This is a genomic window from Amycolatopsis rubida (genome assembly GCF_900115345.1).
Lineage (GTDB): Bacteria > Actinomycetota > Actinomycetes > Mycobacteriales > Pseudonocardiaceae > Amycolatopsis > Amycolatopsis rubida.
Genome location: NZ_FOWC01000005.1, coordinates 515,102 through 530,297 on the forward strand (window position 1 = coordinate 515,102; position 15,196 = coordinate 530,297).

At 69.8% G+C, this 15,196-nt stretch carries 16 protein-coding genes; 6 read left to right on the forward strand and 10 right to left on the reverse strand.

The annotated features are described in order from the left end of the window. Nucleotides 1–5 precede the first annotated feature (5 nt). Genes hsaB through BM362_RS22915 form a run of 5 tightly spaced genes read right to left on the reverse strand, consistent with a single transcriptional unit; the run spans nucleotide 6 to nucleotide 5,101 of the window. Nucleotides 6–572 carry a 3-hydroxy-9,10-secoandrosta-1,3,5(10)-triene-9,17-dione monooxygenase reductase subunit gene (gene hsaB / locus BM362_RS22895; protein WP_093574448.1) on the reverse strand — a complete coding sequence of 189 codons (567 nt, stop codon included), beginning with the start codon at nucleotides 570–572 and terminating at the stop codon, nucleotides 6–8. Then, a complete protein-coding gene (gene hsaC, locus BM362_RS22900; protein WP_067579622.1) occupies nucleotides 569–1,468 on the reverse strand; it encodes an iron-dependent extradiol dioxygenase HsaC in 900 nt (299 codons plus the stop codon). Before hsaC ends, hsaB begins: the two co-directional genes overlap by 4 nt. After that, nucleotides 1,468–2,313, reverse strand: coding sequence for a 4,5:9,10-diseco-3-hydroxy-5,9,17-trioxoandrosta-1(10),2-diene-4-oate hydrolase (gene hsaD / locus BM362_RS22905; RefSeq protein ID WP_208865295.1), 846 nt, complete (start codon nucleotides 2,311–2,313; stop codon nucleotides 1,468–1,470). The genes hsaC and hsaD overlap by 1 nt, the downstream gene beginning before the upstream one ends. Beyond that, complete coding sequence (gene hsaA / locus BM362_RS22910) at nucleotides 2,313–3,482, reverse strand: 3-hydroxy-9,10-secoandrosta-1,3,5(10)-triene-9,17-dione monooxygenase oxygenase subunit (RefSeq protein WP_093574449.1); 1,170 nt, start codon at nucleotides 3,480–3,482, stop codon at nucleotides 2,313–2,315. Before hsaA ends, hsaD begins: the two co-directional genes overlap by 1 nt. A 32-nt stretch (nucleotides 3,483–3,514) precedes the next feature. After that, on the reverse strand, nucleotides 3,515–5,101 hold the full coding sequence (locus tag BM362_RS22915; protein ID WP_093574450.1) for an FAD-binding protein: 1,587 nt from the start codon (nucleotides 5,099–5,101) through the stop codon (nucleotides 3,515–3,517). A gap of 100 nt (nucleotides 5,102–5,201) precedes the next feature. On the opposite strand from BM362_RS22915, the gene kstD reads away from it, so the two are divergent. From kstD to BM362_RS22945, 6 genes are read left to right on the forward strand one after another with little or no spacing between them, the layout of a single operon-like run. Beyond that, nucleotides 5,202–6,878 carry a 3-oxosteroid 1-dehydrogenase gene (gene kstD / locus BM362_RS22920; protein WP_093574451.1) on the forward strand — a complete coding sequence of 559 codons (1,677 nt, stop codon included), beginning with the start codon at nucleotides 5,202–5,204 and terminating at the stop codon, nucleotides 6,876–6,878. Next, nucleotides 6,875–8,038 carry a 3-ketosteroid-9-alpha-monooxygenase, oxygenase component gene (locus BM362_RS22925; protein ID WP_067579633.1) on the forward strand — a complete coding sequence of 388 codons (1,164 nt, stop codon included), beginning with the start codon at nucleotides 6,875–6,877 and terminating at the stop codon, nucleotides 8,036–8,038. Before kstD ends, BM362_RS22925 begins: the two co-directional genes overlap by 4 nt. Beyond that, on the forward strand, nucleotides 8,035–8,301 hold the full coding sequence (locus tag BM362_RS22930; protein WP_093574452.1) for a hypothetical protein: 267 nt from the start codon (nucleotides 8,035–8,037) through the stop codon (nucleotides 8,299–8,301). The genes BM362_RS22925 and BM362_RS22930 overlap by 4 nt, the downstream gene beginning before the upstream one ends. Then, on the forward strand, nucleotides 8,294–9,319 hold the full coding sequence (locus BM362_RS22935; RefSeq protein WP_067579637.1) for a ferredoxin--NADP reductase: 1,026 nt from the start codon (nucleotides 8,294–8,296) through the stop codon (nucleotides 9,317–9,319). The genes BM362_RS22930 and BM362_RS22935 overlap by 8 nt, the downstream gene beginning before the upstream one ends. Nucleotides 9,320–9,330: 11 nt before the next feature. After that, nucleotides 9,331–10,191, forward strand: coding sequence for a MaoC/PaaZ C-terminal domain-containing protein (locus BM362_RS22940; protein ID WP_067579639.1), 861 nt, complete (start codon nucleotides 9,331–9,333; stop codon nucleotides 10,189–10,191). A gap of 27 nt (nucleotides 10,192–10,218) precedes the next feature. Beyond that, a complete protein-coding gene (locus BM362_RS22945) occupies nucleotides 10,219–10,686 on the forward strand; it encodes a riboflavin kinase (protein WP_067579641.1) in 468 nt (155 codons plus the stop codon). 1 nt (nucleotide 10,687) lies between these two features. Here the strand turns inward: BM362_RS22945 and BM362_RS22950 are convergent, their stop codons facing one another. The 5 genes from BM362_RS22950 to BM362_RS22970 all read right to left on the reverse strand — a co-directional run bounded on the left by BM362_RS22950 (nucleotide 10,688) and on the right by BM362_RS22970 (nucleotide 15,195). Next, the gene (locus tag BM362_RS22950; RefSeq protein ID WP_093574453.1) at nucleotides 10,688–11,245 is read right to left on the reverse strand and encodes a DUF5134 domain-containing protein; all 558 of its coding nucleotides are present in this window, start codon (nucleotides 11,243–11,245) and stop codon (nucleotides 10,688–10,690) included. Nucleotides 11,246–11,553: 308 nt separating this feature from the next. Next, nucleotides 11,554–12,726 carry a lipid-transfer protein gene (locus BM362_RS22955; RefSeq protein WP_093574454.1) on the reverse strand — a complete coding sequence of 391 codons (1,173 nt, stop codon included), beginning with the start codon at nucleotides 12,724–12,726 and terminating at the stop codon, nucleotides 11,554–11,556. After that, on the reverse strand, nucleotides 12,723–13,121 hold the full coding sequence (locus BM362_RS22960; RefSeq protein WP_067579646.1) for a MaoC family dehydratase: 399 nt from the start codon (nucleotides 13,119–13,121) through the stop codon (nucleotides 12,723–12,725). Before BM362_RS22960 ends, BM362_RS22955 begins: the two co-directional genes overlap by 4 nt. Then, nucleotides 13,118–14,026 (reverse strand): bifunctional MaoC family dehydratase N-terminal/OB-fold nucleic acid binding domain-containing protein, encoded by a 909-nt coding sequence (locus tag BM362_RS22965; RefSeq protein WP_067579648.1) that lies wholly within the window; start codon nucleotides 14,024–14,026, stop codon nucleotides 13,118–13,120. The genes BM362_RS22960 and BM362_RS22965 overlap by 4 nt, the downstream gene beginning before the upstream one ends. Further along, a complete protein-coding gene (locus tag BM362_RS22970; RefSeq protein WP_093574455.1) occupies nucleotides 14,023–15,195 on the reverse strand; it encodes an acyl-CoA dehydrogenase family protein in 1,173 nt (390 codons plus the stop codon). Before BM362_RS22970 ends, BM362_RS22965 begins: the two co-directional genes overlap by 4 nt. Between the last annotated feature and the right edge of the window lies 1 nt (nucleotide 15,196).

A 15,196-nucleotide genomic window follows, 5' to 3' on the forward strand; every position in this document is an offset into this window, starting at 1 on the left:
GGGAGTCAGAGCCAGTCGTCCGGGCGGGGCCAGGGCATCAGGGCGGTGAGCGCGTCCGGCACCGGTTCGGTGACGGTGTACTGGCCGCGGTGGAACAGCAGCGGGCGGGCGTCGGACGTCTCGCCCAGCGCGGTCACGCGGCCGACCACCACGTAGTGGTCCCCGGCCGGGTGGACCGCCTGCACTTCGCAGTCCACCCAGGTCAGGGCTCCCTCCAGCAGCGGCGCGCCCGACGGGGCGGGCCGCCAGGACACTCCGGAGAACTTGTCGCCGCCGCGGCGGCCGAACTCGGCGCAGACCGCCTGCTGGTCTTCGGCGAGCACGTTCACCGCGAACGTGCCCGCCGCGGCCAGCGCGGGCCAGGTGCGCGACGTCCGGGCGACGCAGAACAGCACCAGCGGCGGGTCCAGCGACAACGCGGCGAAGGACTGGCAGGCGAACCCCACCGGTCCGGTCGGCGCGACAGCCGAGGAATCCTCGACGTAGCCGGTCACCACGGTCACCCCGGTGCAGAAGTGGCCCAGCACCTCGCGAAACCGGTCCGGCACGGCGTCGGAGACGGCGGCTGTCATTGCGCGCCCACGGAGAAGTCGTGGCCCCACAACGAAACCGCGGTGCTCTCGCGCGCGATCCAGTCCTCGTCCTCGACCTGCCTGCCCTCGCAGCCGAACTCGACGTCGAAGCCGCCCGGGGTCTTCATGTAGAACGACAGCATCAGGTCGTTCACGTGCCGGCCGAGCGTCGCCGACATCGGGACGTTCTTGCGCTTCGCGCGGTCCAGGCACAACCCGACGTCGTCGGTCTCCTCGACCTCCACCATCAGGTGCACGATCCCGCTCGGCGTCGGCATCGGCAGGAACGCCAGGCTGTGGTGGCGCGGATTGCAGCCGAAGAACCGCAGCCACGCCGGGTCCCCGTCGGCAGGGCGGCCCACCATCTGCGGCGGCAGGCGCATCGAATCGCGGAGCCGGAAGCCCAGTACGTCCCGGTAGAACCGCAGCGCGGCCTCGTCGTCGTGGGTCGACAAAACCACGTGGCCGAGGCCCTGCTCGCCGGTCACGAACCGGTGGCCGTACGGGCTCACCACACGCCGGTGCTGCAGCGCGACCCCGTGGAACACCTCCAGGGTGTTGCCCGACGGATCGGTGAAGCTGACCATTTCCGCGACCCGGCGGTCGGCCAGCTCCTCGGGCGTGCCTTCCTTGTACGGCACCGAAGCCGCGTCGAGGCGGGCGCGGACGTCGTCCAGTTCCGCGGCGTTGGCCGCTTCCCAGCCCGCTACCGCCAAGCGGTCCTTCTCTCCCGGCACGATCACCAATCGCGCCGGGAAATCGTCCATGCGCAGGTAGAGCGCGTCCGGGTCGGTGCCCGAACCCTCCACCATGCCGAGCACCTTCAGCCCGTAGACGCGCCAGGCGTCCATGTCGGTGGCTTCGATGCGCAGATATCCCAGCGAACGGATAGCCATCACGAACTCCCGAGGAAGTCGAGGGCGAGTCGGTTGAACTCGTCGAACTTCTCCAGCTGCGCCCAGTGCCCGCAGCCGCCGAACACGTGCAGTTGCGCACGCGGAATCGTCTTCAACGCCAGCAGGGCGCCGTCGAGCGGGTTGACCCGGTCCTCCCGGCCCCAGACGAGCAAAACCCGTTGGCGCAGGCGGTAAGCCTCGCGCCACAGCATGCCTTCCTCGAAGGAATCCGGCAGGCTGAACGACTTGCCCATCGCCCGCATCGCGGCGAGCGATTCCGGCGAACGCGCGATCTCGAAGCGTTCGTCGATCAGCTCGTCGGTGACCAGAGCCTGGTCGTGCACCATGATCCGGAGGAACGCTTCCATCCGCTCCCGGGTCGGATCCCCGGCGAACTTCGACAGCAGCCGCACGCCTTCGGTCGGGTCCGGGGCGAACAGGTTGACGCTCAACCCGCCCGCGCCCATCAGCACCAGCCGTCCCGCGCGTCCCGGATGGTTCAGCGCGAGCCGCACCGCCGCGCCCGCGCCGAGCGAATTGCCGACGAGGTGCGCTTTTTCGATGCCGAGCCGGTCCATCAGGCCGACGACCGCGTCCGAACTGTGCCGGAAGTACTGCGGGTGCTCGGCCGGCTTGCCGGACCGGCCGAACCCCGGCTGGTCGATCGCCAGCGTCCGGTAAGACTTCCCGAATACCGGCAGGTTGCGGCCGAAGTTGCTCCACGCCGAAGCACCCGGACCGCCGCCGTGCAGCAGCAACACCGTCTCGGCGTTCTCCGCGCCGGATTCGTGGTAGTGCAGGCGGAGACCGCCCGCGGTGTCAGCATAGGAACCTTCGGGCGCCATCAGACCATCGCATTCTCGACGGGCAAGCCGAACTCGCCGGTGCCGAACATGACGTACGCGCGTTCCGCGTCGTTCGCCGCGTGCACCCGGCCCGCGTGCGCGTCGCGCCAGAAGCGCTGGATCGGCGTGCCCCGCTGCAGCGCGCGGCCGCCGGAGTTCTCGAAAAGCCGGTCGATCGCGGAGATCGCCCGCTCGGTGCCGCGCACCTGGTCCCGGCGCACCCGCAACCGCGTGCTGAACGGCAGTTTCTCGCCCTTGCGGGCCAGCTGGTACAGCTCGTCGATGTTGTGCGTCAGCTGCAGCCAGGCCGCGTCGATCTCGCTGCCCGCCTCGGCGATCCGCACCTTCGCGAACGGGTCCTCTTTGGACTGTTCGCCCGCATACGCCGCCCGCACCCGCTTGCCCTGGTGCTCCACATGCGCGTCGTAGGCGCCCTGCGCCATCCCGATGATCGGCGCGGTGATGGTGCTCGGGTGCACGGAACCGTACGGCAGCCGGTACAGCGGACCCGGGTTGACTTCCTGGCCCGGCGTCTTGCACTTCGACGTCGCCATGAAGCTCAGCGCGCGGTGCTTCGGCACGAAAACGTCCTCGACGACGATGTCGTTGGACCCGGTGCCGCGCAGCCCGACCGTGTCCCAGACGTCCACAATGGAGTAGTCCGAGATCGGCACGAGATACGTGCAGAAGTCCACCGGTTTGCCGTCGGCGAACGCGGGCCCGCCCAGCAGCACCCACGTGCAGTGGTCGCTTCCGGAGGAGAAGCTCCATCGCCCGGACAGCCGGTAGCCGCCCTCGACGACAGTCGCCTTGCCCATCGGCGCGTACGACGAAGAAATCCGCACGTCGTGGTCCTCGCCCCACACGTCCGCCTGGGCTTGCGCGTCGAACAACGCGACGTGCCACGGGTGCACGCCGAGAATCGACGCGACCCAGCCGGTGGACCCGCAGGCGCTCGCGATGAGCTTGACCGCGGTGTAGAAGGTGACCGGGTCGGCTTCCATGCCGCCGTACGGTTTCGGTTGCAGCAGGCGGAAAAATCCGGTCTCCTGCAGCGCTTTCACTGATTCGGCGGGGACCCGGCGGGCATCCTCGGTCTCCTGCGCGCGTTCCCGCAGCACGGGAAGCAGGTCGCGCACCCCCTCGATCACGGCAGCCAGCTCGCTCATCGGCCGTCCTCTCTCGCTCGACACGCTCAAGACTAGAACACGTTCTCGTTTTTGTCGACGCGGTCCGCCCCGCGCGCGCCGTGCAACCCCGCCCGGCGACCGGAAAACACGCAGTCAGCCAGCGAAAGGCCGCTCACATACGACCGGGAACAGATTCCCACCGCGGTGCGCCCGGCGGCGTACAAGCCGCGGACGCCCGCCACCGCGCCGGTGTCCTCGTCGACCACCAGACCGCCCAGCGTCAGCATCGGGCACGGGTAGCCGAGGTTGGGTTTCACCGACACGTCGATCAGGGAGTACGGCGGCGTGTCCAGCGGGCGGGCGAAGTCCGCCGGTTTGCCGGCCGGGTCGGGGCCGCGCTGGTACTCGGCATAAGTCGCCGCCAGCCCGGCCGGATCGACTCCGGCTCGCGCGGCGACTTCTTCGATCGTCCCGGCGCTCACCCGGCCCTTGCCGAGCAGATAGCGCAGTTGCAACGTCGCGAACCATTGACCCTGTTTTCGCCCGTCGCGCCGGGCTTCGGCGACGATCGGCTCGTCGACCAGCAGCCAGCCGCGTCCGCCGTGCCCGGCGATCATGCGTTCGCCGATCGCCGCGCCGTACCGGGATTCGTCGATGATCCGGCGGCCGTCCGCGCCCACCAGCAGCCCGCCGAGAAACGCCGACGGCGGCGTCAGGAACCGCCACGCCGACACCCGGTCCAGCTCCGCCGTGCGCCCGCCGGCCTCCACGCCCATCCGGATGCCGGAACCGTCGTCCGCGGAGGTGCCGAGATCCAGCCCGCCGCGATACGCGGGCGCGTGCTCGCGCACCATCGCCCGGTTCACGATGAAGCCGCCCGCCGCCAGCACGACGCCCCGGCGTGCGCTAATCCGAAACTCACGCGCGTGCTTGCGTTCGATCCGCTCCACCCGTTGATGCAGCGACCGGCGCATCGCGGGCACGTAGATGCCCGGCTTCGCCGCCCAGTCCGCGAGCCGCGCGTGTCGCGCCCGCACCCACGAAGGCGCGCCCCGCAAACTGCGCGTGAGCACCCCGGTGACCGTTCCCGAGTCGTCGGCGATCAGGTTCGTCGCCTGCGTCTGCGGCAGCACCCGCACTCCGCGCTCGCGAGCCGCCGCCAGCAACTGCTTCATCAGCAGTTTCCCGGACGTGCCCGGCCCTTTGACCCGGTGTCCGCGCGGCGCGGGTTTCGCCACGTCGCGGAAGCCGCCGGAAAGTTCGCTGCCGGAGTAGTACAGATAGTGCCTATTGCTGGGATAAGACGTCTTGTAGTCGCACATGCTGCCCTCGAACGGCACGCCTTGGCGCTCCAGCCACGCCACCATGTCGACGCTTTCCTCGCAGAACCGCCGCAACGTCCGTTCCGACACGACGTCGCCGGTTTCCATCCGCAGGTACGCGTACATCGCGTCCACGCTGTCGTCTACGCCAGCGGCGCGTTGCTGCGGCGTGCCTCCCCCGGCGTAGACCACGCCGCCGCTCACGCGACTGGCCCCGCCGCCGGAGAACCGGTCGACCAGCAGCACCTCGGCGCCCGCGTCGGCCGCTTCGATGGCCGCGCACACGCCGGCCGCGCCGGCTCCGATGATCACGACGTCCGCCCCGAGCTCGTCCATAGTCCGCCACCCTAGAACTGGAACACGTTCTCGTCTATGGTGACGGAAGTGGCCCCGAGCAGGCCAGCTTTAGCCGATAACACGTTGCATGTGAGGTGGCATGTCGGACGAGTACGACGTGGTGGTGGCCGGCAGCGGCGCCGCCGGGATGACCGCCGCGCTCGCCGCCGCCCATCGCGGGCTCTCCGTGGTGGTGCTGGAAAAGGCAGCCCGCTTCGGCGGTTCGACCGCCCGCTCCGGCGGGGGCGTCTGGCTGCCCGGCAACCACGCCCTGCGAGCCGCGGGCATCGAAGAACCACCCGAACGCGCGAAGCAGTACCTGGAATCGATCGTCGGCGACGTGGTGCCGGAGCACCTGCGCGCGATCTTCCTCGACCACGGCCCCGAGGTGCTGGAGTTCGTCACCCGGAACACGCCGCTGGAGTTCAAGTGGGTCCCGGGGTACAGCGACTACCACCCGGAGGCGCCCGGCGGACGTCCCGGCGGCCGGTCGGTCGAGCCGAAGCCGCTCGACGGCAAGCTGCTCGGCAGCGACCTGGCCAAGCTCGAACCGCCCTACAGCGCGCCGCCGCTCGGCGTGCCGATCACCCAGTCCGACTATCGCTGGCTGAGCCTGATCGCCCGGCATCCGCGCGGAGCCGCCCGGATGCTGTCGCTCGGGATGAAATGGCTGGCCGGGCGCGTCCGCGGGCAGCAGCCGCTGTCCATGGGGCAAGCGCTTGCGGCCGGGCTTCGGAAGGGCCTGCGGGACGCGGGCGTGGAGGTTCTGCTCGACACGCCGCTGGTCGATCTTCAGGTGGAAAACGACGTCGTCACCGGCATCGTGGCCCGGCGCGCCGGCGCGGAGACGCTGTTCCGCGCGCGTCGCGGAGTGGTGCTGGCCTGTGGCGGCTTCGAGCACAACGAAGAGATGCGCACCAAGTACCAGCGCGCGCCGATCGGCACCGAATGGACCGTCGGCGCCGAGGCGAACACCGGCGACGGCATCAACGCCGGGCTCAAGCTCGGCGCGGCGACCGAGTTGATGGACGACGCCTGGTGGGGCCCGTCGTTCCCGCTCACCGGCGGGCCGTGGTTCGCACTCGCCGAGCGCTCGCGGCCCGGCTGCCTGATGGTCGACGCCGCGGGCACGCGGTTCGTGAACGAATCCGCGCCGTATGTCGAGGCCGTGCACGCGATGTACGGCGACGGCGACGGCCCCGGCGAGCACGTCCCCGCCTGGCTGGTGTTCGACCAGCGCTACCGCGACCGCTACCTGTTCACCGGCCTCGGCCCGCGGCAGCCGCTGCCCGGTCGCTGGTACAAGGCCGGGGTCGTCGCGAAGTCCGCGACGCTGGCCGGGCTCGCCGAGAAGATCGACGTGCCCGCTGAGGCGCTGGAGCAGACCGTCACGCGGTTCAACGGCTTCGCGCGCAAGGGCGTCGACGACGACTTCCAGCGCGGGCTCAGCGCCTACGACCACTACTACGGTGACCCCCGCAACCGGCCCAACCCGAGCCTCGGCGAACTCGCCAAGGCCCCGTACTACGCGGTCCGCGTGGTGCCCGGCGACCTGGGCACCAAGGGCGGGCTGCGCATCGACGAAAACGCCCGCGTCCTGCGCGAGGACGGCACGGTCGTGTCCGGCCTCTACGCAGCGGGCAACACCAGCGCGCCGGTGATGGGCCGGACCTACGCCGGGCCGGGCGCGACCATCGGCCCGGCGATGGTGTTCGGCTACCTTGCGGCACAGGCGCTGGCGAACGAAGATCAGACCGGCACGGGAGGCAGGCAGTGACGCCGAAGACCGATGGATCCGAGATCCGCACGATCGACGCCGGGGCGCCCCCGGCGCGGTACGCCCGCGGCTGGCACTGCCTCGGGCTGGCCGACAACTTCCGCGACGGCGAACCGCACGCCGTGCAGGCGTTCGGCACCAAGCTCGTCGTGTTCGCCGACTCCGCCGGGAAGCTGAACGTGCTCGACGGGTACTGCCGGCACATGGGCGGCGACCTGACCCAGGGGTCGGTGAAGGGCGACGAGGTCGCCTGCCCGTTCCACGACTGGCGGTGGGGCGGCAACGGCAAGTGCAAGTCGATCCCGTACGCCAAGCGGGTCCCGCTGCGGGCGCGCACCCGGGCGTGGCAGGTGCTGGAGGAGAACAAGCAGCTGTTCGTCTGGCACGACCCGGAGGGCAACCCGCCGCCGGAGAACGTCGTCATCCCGCGCGTCGAGGGCGCGTTCAGCGCCGAGTGGAGCAACTGGACCTGGGACTCGATCCTGATCGAGAACGCCAACTGCCGCGAGATCATCGACAACGTCGTGGACATGGCGCACTTCTTCTACATCCACTACGCCTTCCCCACCTATTTCAAGAACGTGTTCGAGGGCCACATCGCCACCCAGTACCTCAACACCAAGGGCCGCCCGGACATGGGCATGGCGTCCAATTACGGCGGCGAGGAGAACCTGCTGCGCTCGGAGGCGTCGTATTTCGGCCCCTCCTACATGATCAACTGGCTGGTGAACTCCTTCCAGGGCTTCGAAATCGAGAACGTGCTGATCAACTGCCACTATCCGGTTTCGCCGACGTCGTTCGTGCTGCAGTGGGGCATCATGGTCAAGAAGATGCCCGGCATTTCCGACGAGCACGCGGACAAGATCGCGCAGAAGCTCGCGAAGGGCATCGGCGTCGGGTTCCTCCAGGACGTGGAGATCTGGAAGAACAAGACCAAGATCGACAATCCGCTGCTGTGCGAGGAGGACGGCCCGGTCTACCAGCTGCGCCGCTGGTACGACCAGTTCTACGTGGACGCCGCGGACGTCACCGAGGACATGACCCGCCGGTTCGAGTTCGAAGTGGACACCACGAAGGCGAACGAGGTGTGGGCGGCCGAGGTCCAGGAGAACCTGGCGCGCCAGCGCGCGGAGGCCGAGGCGGAGGAGGCTGGGGTGTGACGGCCGAAGCGACCGAATTCCTCACCTCCGGGCTGCGGCAGCATGAATGCCGCAGCTGCGGAACCTGTGTGCTGGTCAAGAAAAACAGCCTGAAACACACCAGCATCCAGTGGACCACCGACGCCGCGACCAGCTGCCCGGTGTTCGCCGCGCACGCCGCGTCCGGCGGCAACACCGCGTTGCTCGACACCTGCGAGAAACTCGCGGACAGCATCGACAACGCGGTGCGCGACGGCAATTTCGGGCAGGTGCGCGATGACTGACGTCGTCACGCTCACCGTCGCCGAGGTGATCGAGGAAACCGCGGACGCGCGGTCCATCGTGTTCGCTGTCCCGGACGAGCATCTCGACCGGTTCGCCTACGCCCCCGGGCAATTCCTCACGCTGCGGATTCCCAGCGACCGAACGGGTTCCGTCGCACGGTGCTATTCGCTTTCGAGCGCGCCGCACGAGGGCCGGGTGCAGGTCACGGTCAAGCGGACGGCCGAGGGATACGGCTCGAATTGGGTGTGCGACGAGCTGAAGGCGGGCGCGACGATCGACGTGCTGCGGCCGTCCGGCGTGTTCTGCCCGTCCTCTTTGGACTCCGATTTCCTGTTGTTCGCCGCGGGCAGCGGGATCACTCCGGTGATGTCGATCCTCAAGTCCGCACTGGAAAAGGGCGAGGGACAGGTGGTGCTGGTCTACGCCAACCGCGACGAGCAGTCGGTGATTTTCGCCGCCGAACTGCGCGAATTGGCCGAGCGATTCGGCGACCGGCTCACAGTGGTGCATTGGCTGGAAAGCTTGCAGGGCTTGCCAAGCGTCACCGCACTGCGGGCGCTTGCCAATCCTTACAGAGGGCATGAGGCGTTTCTCTGCGGCCCGGCGCCGTTCATGGCCGCCGCGCAGGATGCGTTGCGTGAACTCGGCGCGCCGCGCGAACGCGTGCACGTGGAGAAGTTCCATTCGCTCACCGGGAACCCGTTCGCGGACGAGCCGGAACCTGAGGAGGACACCGGCGGCGAGACGACCGCGCTCACCGTCGACCTCGACGGCGAAACCCGGCAGCTCACCTGGCCGCGCCAGCGAAAGCTGCTCGACCACCTGCTCGCCTCGGGCCTCGACGCGCCGTATTCCTGCCGCGAGGGCCAGTGCAGCGCGTGCGCCTGCCGCATCACCTCCGGCGAGGTGAAAATGCTGAACAACGAGGTGCTGGACGCCGAGGACATCGCCGACGGGATCGTGCTGGCCTGCCAATCGGTACCGTTGACCGACGAGGTGTCCGTCAGCTACGAGTGAGGGGAGAGCCCGTGCCCATCGACCCCGCGGTCGCGATCGGAGCCGATCTCGGCGAGGTCGGCTTCGCCTGGACGCCGTCCGACGTGCTGCTGTACCACCTGGCCGTCGGCGCGGGCGCGGACCCGGTGGACGAGCGCGAACTGCGCTACGCCTACGAACGCGACCTGCGCGTGCTGCCGACCTTCGCCACCGTCGCGGCGAATCTCCGCACGTTCGAGCCGCCCGCGCTGAAGTTCCCCGGCGTCGACGTCGACCTGGCGAAAGTGCTGCACGGCAAGCAGGAAATCGACCTGCACCGGCCGATCCCGGTCGAGGGCAAGGCGGTCGCGCGGACCCGGATCGCCGACGTCTTCGACAAGGGCAAGGCCGCGGTGCTGGTGCAGGAGACCGAGGTCGCCGACGAGTCCGGCGCTCCACTGTGGACAGCCCGGTCCAGCATCTTCGCCCGCGGCGAAGGCGGCTTCGGCGGCGAGCGCGGGCCGTCGGACAAGATCGAGTGGCCGGACCGCGAACCGGACAAAGTCCTCGACGTGCCGACGCTGCCGCAGCAGGCGCTTCTGTACCGGCTGTGCGGCGACCGCAACCCGCTGCACGCCGACCCGGCGTTCGCCAAGGCCGCCGGCTTCGACCGGCCGATCCTGCATGGGCTGTGCACCTACGGCGTGGTCGCGAAAGCCGTGGTCGACGCGTTCCTCGACGGCGATCCCGAGCGTGTCTCGGCATTCGGGACGAAGTTCGCCGGCGTCGTCTTCCCCGGCGAAAACCTGCGCGTGCGCGTGTGGCGCGCGGACGACCGTCTGCTGGTCACGGCCACCGCACCGGAGCGCGACGACACGCCTGTGCTGGCCGACACAGTGCTGAGGTCCCGCTGAGCATCGGGACCGTTATACGGTTGTCCCATGGCGGACGAGCGAGACGGCACCTTCTTCGTGGTGCGCGGGCCAGTCGAGCCGGGCGACAAGCGCGGCCGTGAGCTGGGCTTCCCCACCGCGAACATCGCGCTGCGCGACCAGCGCGGCGAACTCGGCGACGGGGTGTGGGCCGGCTGGGCGGAGCGCGCGGACGGCGCGCGCGTGGCCGCCGCGGTGTCGGTAGGCCGCCGCCCGACCTACTACGGAGCCGACGGCTACCGGCTGGTCGAGGCTTTCCTGCTCGACTTCGAGGGCGACCTGTACGGCGAACGCCTCACCGTCTGGCTCGGCAAGCACCTGCGGGAGCAGCAGGGGTTCGGATCAGCGCAGGAACTGATCGACGCGTTGGGCCGCGACGTCGCCGCAGCTCGCGAATGGGTCGCCGGGCACCCGGCCGACGCGCTGCCGACGCTGGCCGCGCTCCCGCCGGACGGCGAAGTCCAGCGGCTCGGCTGAATCACACGGCCGCGAGCAGCATGACGCCCATGCCCGCGCCCATCGCCGCCCGGCACAGCGTGCGCGACGCGTGTCCCGGTGCCCCCGTGCCGCGCGACTGCACCGCCACCACCCCGGAGCGGACCGCGTCGACCGCGAAGTAGGCTGCCGCCACCAGCGCGACCGCCGGCCACGCCAGCCGGTCATCCATTGTGGACATGTTGAGCCACGGCCCGTGCACCATTCCGCCGTGCGGCATCGCGGTGACCATGTACAGCATCGCCGCCGCCGACAGCGCGTGGTGCCAGCAGCTGTGTCCCTCAGCGCGGCCTCGCCAGGCGGAGAAGGCGAACCAGCCCGCGGTCAGCACCAGCACCGCCTGCCAGCCCGCGGCCGGGATCGGTCCGCCTACCGGGGACAGCATCGCGACCATCGCCACCACCAGCAGCAGTTCGGCGAGGTCGCCGTTGCGCACCCGGTGCCCGAGACTGCCGTAATCGAGCTTCACCAGCCGCAGCACGCACGGCAGCGCCAGCGACGCGAACAGCACGGTGAACAGCCACGCCAGCGGGACAGTCACCTCGGCACCTCACTCCTCCGGACACGCTGCGTCACACGGTCTCACTACCGTGACACGCGCGCCGTGGAGGCACCAGCCAGCAATAAGGTGATCCGCGTCGACCCACAAGGGCTATGCGCACACCGGCAAGCCCAGGTCAGACCGCTGCGTCCCGCCTCGCGCCCCCCGGCCCGCGCACAGCCCCGGCCACGTGCGTGGCAATCCCGGTTCTAACCGACACCAACACTCACGAGGCCCGAGTCAGCCACCACCTCCCGTGCCGCCGCAGCCACGTGCGCGGCAATCCCGGTTCTAACCGGCGCCAACACTCACGAGGCCCGAGTCAGCACCAGCCCGCTCGTCGGGACCCCCGTCCCCGCCGTCACCACCGCCGTGCTGGCGTCGGCGACCTGGTTCGCCGCCGTGCCGCGCAGCTGCCGGACCGCCTCCGCGATGCCGTTCATGCCGTGGATGTACGCCTCGCCGAGCTGGCCGCCGTGCGGATTGAGCGGCAGTTTCCCGTCGAGGGTAAGCGTGTCGCCCGCGATGAAGTCCTTCGCCTCGCCGCGACCGCAGAAACCCAGTTCTTCCAGCTGCATCAGCACGTACGGGGTGAAGTGGTCATACAACACCGCGACGTCCACATCGGACGGTCCGATCCCGGATTGCGCCCACAGCTGCCGCCCGACCACGCCCATTTCCGGCAGCGCGGCGAGATCGTCGCGGTAGTAGCTGGTCATCACGTACTGATCCGGCCCGCTCCCCTGCGCCGCCGCCGAAACCGCCACCGGTTCCTGCCGCAGGTCACGCGCGCGTTCGAGACTGGTGATCACCAGCGCGACGCCGCCGTCGCTTTCCTGGCAGCAATCGAGCAGGTGCAACGGTTCCGCGACCCAGCGCGAAGCCTGGTGCTCCTCCAGGGTGATCGGCCTGCCGTGGAACCAGGCGTTCGGATTGGTCGCCGCGTGCGCCCGGTCGATGACGGCGATCCGGCCGAAATCCTCGCTGGTGGCCCCGTATTCGTGCAGATACCGCTGCGCGACCATGGCCACCGTCGCGGCCGGGGTCGCGATGCCCATCGGGTAGTGGAACGCGTTGTCCACACCGGAGGTGTTCACCTGCTGGGCCGCGGCCGCCGACACGCGCCCGAACCGCGTTCCGGACCGTTCGTTGAACGCCCGGTACGCCACCACGACGTCGGCGATCCCGCTGGCTACCGCCATGGCTGCCTGCTGCACGGTCGCCGCCGCCGCGCCGCCGCCGTAGTGCACGCGGCTGAAGAACGTCAGCTCCGGGATGCCCAGTTCGCGGGCGAGCGCGATCTCCGCGTTGCCGTCCATGGTGAACGACACCATTCCGTCCACATCGGACGGTTTCAGTCCGGCGTCGGCCAGCGCGTGGCTCACGCACTCGGCCGCCAGCCGCAGTTCGCTGCGTCCGGAATCCTTGGAGAACTCCGTCGCGCCGATCCCGGCGATGGCGGTGGTCCCGGTGAACGTCATGCGTCCTCCTCCGGCAGCGTCAGCGAAACTGTGCCGGTCACGTGCGCGCCCAGACTGTCCACAGCGGACACTTCGAGTTCGACGTCGTTGCCGTCGCGCGCGGTGACCCGGCCGGAAAAGGTGAGCGTGTCCCCGGCGTAGCACGGCACGCCGAGCCGGATCTTGATCGAGCGGATGAGCGCCTGCGGGCCGGCCCACTCGCTCACGTACCGCTGCACCAGGCCGGTGTCGGTGAGGATGTTGAGGAAGATGTCCTTCGAACCGCGCGCGACGGCGGCGTCCCGGTCATGGTGCACGTCCTGGAAATCCCGGGTCGCCAGCGCGGTGCTGATCACGAGCGTCGGCGTCGCCTCAAGCACCATCGGCGGCAGTTCGGTCCCGACTGCGGCAGTCATCGCGCCACCTTCCACGCGGGCAGGGTCAATTCGTCGTCGACGCGCACGAACGCGGCGGTCACCGGAAGTCCGACGCGGACCTCGGCCGGGTCGGCGTCCAGCAGTTCGGCCATCACCCGCACGCCTTCCTCCAGCTCCACCAGCGCGACCACGAACGGCAGCCGCTTGCCCGGCACCGCCGGATGGTGGTGCACGACGAAGCTGTAGACCGTTCCGCGGCCGCTGGCAACGACGTAATCCGGTGCCGTGTCGAGCGATCCGTCCGGCGGCATCGGGCCGGGCGGATGCCGCAGCACGTCGCCCCAGCGCTGGATGCGCAGTTCGCCTTCGCGCAGGCCGTCCCAGAAGAACTCGGTGTCGTGGCTGATCACCGGCCGCAGCACCGGCGACGGCGGCGGCTCCGGTTCGCGCGGGCGGAACTTCAGCACGCGGAACACCATGTCCGCCACCAGTTCCCCGTCGACGTACCAATTCGTCCGGGTGGTCACGAACCAGCCCTCGCCGAGCCCGGTGCGCTTCGGGCCGGTGACGTCCTCCAGCACGTTCGTGGTCGAAACGTGCTCGCCGGGCCGCAGGTAGCGGTGATAGGTCTGCTCGGAGTTGGTGGCCACGATGGAGGTGTACCCGGCGTCGTCGAGCACGTTCAGGATCGCGCCGAGCGGATCGTCGTCCCCGCGCACGCCGTGCAGTCCCGGCATCGTCCACACCTGCGCCATCGCCGGCGGCGCGACGAGTCCCTTGTGGACACTCGTCTCGGCGAAGTCCGCGTCGGTGTACACCGGATTGGCGTCGCCGATCGCCTCGACCCAGTTGTGCACCATCGCCTGGTTCACCGGATCGCGCGCGTACCTCGGCGCGCTTTCGCCCTGTGCGGCGATCTTCGCGGCGGCTTCCTCGATCGTCATCGCGGCACCCTCGGCAGGTTCAGTCCGGCGGAGGCGATCAGTTCGCGCTGGATCTCGCTGACGCCTCCGCCGAACGTCAGCACCAGGTTCCGTTTCGCCAGCACGTCGAGCCATTCGGCGAGTTCGGCGGTGTCCGGGTCGGCGAGGTCGCCATGGCGCCCGACCAGCTCCTCCAGCAGCCTCCCGATCCGCTGGATTCGCTCGGAGGCGAACACTTTCGTCGCCGAAGCGTCGGCGATCTCGACCGACCCGTGCGCCGCTGCCGCCGCGACCTGCCAGTTCAGCAGTTCGTTGACCCGCGCGACCGCGAACGTCTCGGCCAGCACCGCGCGCACGTCCGGCAGGTCGAGCAACGCCGTGCCGTCCGGGGTCTTCCGCGCCGCCGCCCACGCCCACACGCGGTCGTGCAGGCCGCCGACGCGCCCGGCCGGGCCGAGCATCACGCGCTCGTGGTTGAGCTGTGCCGTGATCAGCCGCCAGCCGCGGTTTTCCTCCCCCACCAGCATGTTCGCCGGCACCCGGACGTCCTCGTAGAACGTCGCGTTGACGTGGTGCGCGCCGTCGCAGGTGATGATCGGCGTCCACGAATAGCCGGGGTCGCGGGTGTCCACGATCAGGATGGAGATGCCCTTGTGCTTCGGCGCGTCCGGATCCGTGCGCACGGCGAGCCACACGTAGTCCGCGTCGTGCCCGCCGGTGGTGAAGATTTTCTGGCCGTTGATCACGTAATCGTCGCCGTCGCGGACCGCGCGGGTGCGCAGCGAGGCGAGGTCGGTGCCGGCCTCCGGTTCGGTGTAGCCAATGGCGAAGTGCACTTCCCCGGCCAGGATCTTCGGCAGGAACCTCGCTTTCTGTTCCTCGGTGCCGAATGCCTGCAACGTCGGCCCGACCGTCTGCAGCGTGACCGACGGCAGCTGGACGTCCGCGCGGGCGGCTTCGTCGACGAAGATGTGCTGCTCGATCTCGCCGAAACCGCCGCCGCCGTACTCCTTGGGCCAGCCGACGCCGAGCTTCCCGTCGCGGCCCATCCGGCGCACGACGTCGCGGTACACCTGTCCGTGCCGCTCCCGCAGCAAGGCCCGGCGCTCGTCGGCGGTCAGCAGGCCCGCGAAGTACTCGCGCAGCTGCGCCCGCAATTCCTGTTGCGCGGCCGTCAGTTCGATGTGCATG

Bases quoted from the DNA above. Each gene is read 5' to 3' on its own strand.
- hsaB (WP_093574448.1), bottom strand. From the start codon at position 572: ATGACAGCCGCCGTCTCCGACGCCGTGCCGGACCGGTTTCGCGAGGTG.
- hsaC (WP_067579622.1), bottom strand. From the start codon at position 1,468: ATGGCTATCCGTTCGCTGGGATATCTGCGCATCGAAGCCACCGACATG.
- hsaD (WP_208865295.1), bottom strand. From the start codon at position 2,313: ATGGCGCCCGAAGGTTCCTATGCTGACACCGCGGGCGGTCTCCGCCTG.
- hsaA (WP_093574449.1), bottom strand. From the start codon at position 3,482: ATGAGCGAGCTGGCTGCCGTGATCGAGGGGGTGCGCGACCTGCTTCCC.
- BM362_RS22915 (WP_093574450.1), bottom strand. From the start codon at position 5,101: ATGGACGAGCTCGGGGCGGACGTCGTGATCATCGGAGCCGGCGCGGCC.
- kstD (WP_093574451.1), top strand. From the start codon at position 5,202: ATGTCGGACGAGTACGACGTGGTGGTGGCCGGCAGCGGCGCCGCCGGG.
- BM362_RS22935 (WP_067579637.1), top strand. From the start codon at position 8,294: ATGACTGACGTCGTCACGCTCACCGTCGCCGAGGTGATCGAGGAAACC.
- BM362_RS22945 (WP_067579641.1), top strand. From the start codon at position 10,219: ATGGCGGACGAGCGAGACGGCACCTTCTTCGTGGTGCGCGGGCCAGTC.
- BM362_RS22955 (WP_093574454.1), bottom strand. From the start codon at position 12,726: ATGACGTTCACCGGGACCACCGCCATCGCCGGGATCGGCGCGACGGAG.
- BM362_RS22960 (WP_067579646.1), bottom strand. From the start codon at position 13,121: ATGACTGCCGCAGTCGGGACCGAACTGCCGCCGATGGTGCTTGAGGCG.
- BM362_RS22965 (WP_067579648.1), bottom strand. From the start codon at position 14,026: ATGACGATCGAGGAAGCCGCCGCGAAGATCGCCGCACAGGGCGAAAGC.
- BM362_RS22970 (WP_093574455.1), bottom strand. From the start codon at position 15,195: ATGCACATCGAACTGACGGCCGCGCAACAGGAATTGCGGGCGCAGCTG.